Annotated in this window: 2 protein-coding genes; one reads left to right on the top strand and one right to left on the bottom strand. The window is 69.5% G+C overall.

The window, feature by feature from the left end; translation table 11 throughout:
• Positions 1-265: 265 nt before the first annotated feature.
• Positions 266-1,294, bottom strand: a complete 1,029-nt coding sequence (fbaA, locus tag DBR36_RS14630; RefSeq protein ID WP_108320491.1) for a class II fructose-bisphosphate aldolase — start codon at positions 1,292-1,294, stop codon at positions 266-268.
• Between the two features lie 179 nt (positions 1,295-1,473).
• Between fbaA and glpX the strand changes: the two genes are divergently transcribed.
• On the top strand, positions 1,474-2,463 hold the full coding sequence (gene glpX, locus DBR36_RS14635; RefSeq protein WP_108320492.1) for a class II fructose-bisphosphatase: 990 nt from the start codon (positions 1,474-1,476) through the stop codon (positions 2,461-2,463).
• Positions 2,464-2,758 lie beyond the last annotated feature (295 nt).

Consider the following 2,758-nt stretch of genomic DNA (forward strand, 5'->3'; position numbering starts at 1 on the left):
CCCCATCGGCCCGCCGTTGTGCACGGCTCGCTGAGGGCGCCTGGGTTGATCGGCCCGCCGTTGTGCGTGGCTCGCCGGGGGCGCCGGGGTTGATCGGCCTGCCGTTGTGCGTGGCTCGCCGGGGGCGCCTGGGTTGATCGGCCCGCCGTTGTGCGCGGTTCGCCGGGGGCGCGGCGGTGGAGGTTCGTGGATGCCGGGGGTGTGGCATCCGGGAACACGAACGCCCCGGCACGGGGCCGGGGCGTTCGCGAGGTGCAGGCGGGTGTCAGCTCTGCGACTGGCCGTAGGAGCCCAGCTGCTTCGTGGCCTCGACCACGCGCACGGCCATGGCCGACTCGGCGATCTTGCCCCAGGCGCGGGGGTCGTACTGCTTCTTGTTGCCGACCTCTCCGTCGAGCTTGAGCACGCCCTCGTAGTTGGAGAGCATGTAGCCCGCGATCGAGCGGGTGAAGGCGTACTGCGTGTCGGTGTCGATGTTCATCTTGATGACGCCGTTCGAGACCGCGAGGGCGATCTCTTCGTCGGTGGAGCCGCTGCCGCCGTGGAAGACGAGGTCGAGGGGCTTGGGGCCGGTGCCGAACTTCGCGGCGATGCCCTCCTGGATCTCACCGAGCAGCTCGGGACGGAGCTTCACGCCACCGGGCTTGTACACGCCGTGCACGTTGCCGAAGGTGAGGGCCGAGATGTAGCGGCCGTTCTCGCCCAGGCCGAGGCGCTCGACGGCCTTGGTCACGTCGGCGACGGTCGTGTAGAGCGCGTCGTTCGAGCCCTCGTGCTGGACGCCGTCCTCTTCGCCGCCGACGACGCCGACCTCGATCTCGAGGATCGCGTTGATGTTCTTCAGGCGGGGGAGGAGCTCCGCGGCGATGTCGATGTTCTCGTCGAGCGGCACGGCCGAGCCGTCCCACATGTGCGACTGGAAGATCGGGTTGCGGCCGGCCTTGACCTCTTCTTCGGAGGCCTCGAGCAGCGGCAGGACGAAGCCGGGAAGGGCGTCCTTGGGGCAGTGGTCGGTGTGCAGGGCGACCGTGATGGGGTAGTTCTTGGCGACCTCGGTGACGTACTTGGCGAAGGCGAGGGCGCCGGTCGCGCGGGCCTTGACGGTGTGGCCGGCGAAGTAATCGGCGCCGCCGGTGGTGACCTGCAGGATGCCGTCGGAGCCGGCCTCGGTCAGGCCCTGGAGCACCGAGTTGATGGTCTGCGAGCTCGAGACGTTGATCGCGGGGTACGCGAAGCTGCCGGCCTTGGCGCGGTCCAGCATCTCGGCGTACTGCTCAGGGGTGGCGACGGGCATGGAGGTGCTCCTTGGTCGGTGTCGGGACAACCGTCACTCTAGCGAAGCCGCCGGATCGTGATGCCGGGGGCGCGACAGGAACCGCCGAGATCTGCCGAACGGTTAAGAACATCGATTCCTTCGGCGCACATCCGCTCAAAACCGGGCGATGTGAACGCTTCGCTGGATACAGTGGCCCCATGGTGAGCCTGACTGCCGACATGAGCCCTTTGCACCCCGACCGCAACCTGGCTCTGGAGTTGGTGAGGGCGACCGAAGCGGCATCCATCCGCGCCGTGCCCTTCATCGGCCGAGGTGACAAAGAGGCCGCCGACGGCGCGGCCGTCGACGCGATGCGCGCGTTCTTCAGCACCGTCGACTTCGACGGCACGATCGTCATCGGCGAGGGCGAGAAGGACAACGCTCCGATGCTCTACAACGGAGAGCGGGTCGGAAGCGGCCGCGGTCCGCAGTGCGACGTCGCCGTCGACCCCATCGACGGCACGTCGCTGACCGCCGCCGGTCGGCAGAACGCCCTGTCGGTGATCGCCGTCTCGGACCAGGGCACCATGCTCGACGCGTCGAGCGTGTTCTACATGGACAAGCTCGTCACCGGCCCCGCCGGCGTCGGCGTCGTCGACATCCGCCTGCCGATCGGTGAGAACATCCGCCTGCTGGCCAAGGCCCTCGGCAAGCCCGTCGACGAGATCGTCGTCTCGGTGCTGAACCGCCCGCGTCACGAGCAGCTGATCGCCGACATCCGCGAGGCCGGAGCCGGCACCCGCCTCATGAGCGACGGCGACGTCGCCGGGGGCATCAACGCCGCCCGACACAATGCCCGCACCGACATGTGCGTCGGCATCGGCGGCAGCCCCGAGGGCATCGTGACGGCGTGCGCCATCAAGGCGCTCGGCGGTCACATCCAGGGCGTCCTGATTCCCCGCACCGACGATGAGAAGCAGAAGGGCCGGGATGCCGGGCTCCACATCGACGGCACGGTGTACGAGGCCGACGACCTGGTGAAGGGCAAGAACACGATCTTCGTCGCCACGGGCGTGACCGACGGCCAGTTGGTGCAGGGCGTGCGTCGCGACGGCGACTTCATCTACACCGAGAGCGTCGTTCTGCGCGGGGCGTCCGGCACGCTGCGCCGCATCTCGTCGGAGCACCTGACGTCGAAGTGGCTGTGACGGTTCTCGCGGTCTGATCCGGGCGGTGCCGGCGCTGCTGGTGGTCGGCGGGGTGCGGCGGTGCCGTTGGCGCGCCGAGACTGCATGCGGCTGACATCTCGGTTGCAGGATGTCGCCGAGTTGTCAGCGTCGTGCTGCCTCGCGGTGCTCGCGGGGTGGGAGGCGGGGTCTTCGCGCGCGGGCAGGACCGGGTGGCGGGCGCGAGCGGTGGGCCGGGCGCGGAGCTGTGAATCGCGCGCGGGCGGGGCCAGTGATCGGCGGCGTGCTGCGGGGCCGTTGGCGCGCTGAGACTGCA

It is taken from the genome of Microbacterium sp. HMWF026 (assembly GCF_003061325.1).
Classification (GTDB): Bacteria; Actinomycetota; Actinomycetes; order Actinomycetales; family Microbacteriaceae; genus Microbacterium; species Microbacterium testaceum_E.

Coding starts and splice junctions, on each gene's coding strand:
- glpX (WP_108320492.1), top strand. CDS start 1,474: ATGGTGAGCCTGACTGCCGACATGAGCCCTTTGCACCCCGACCGCAAC.
- fbaA (WP_108320491.1), bottom strand. CDS start 1,294: ATGCCCGTCGCCACCCCTGAGCAGTACGCCGAGATGCTGGACCGCGCC.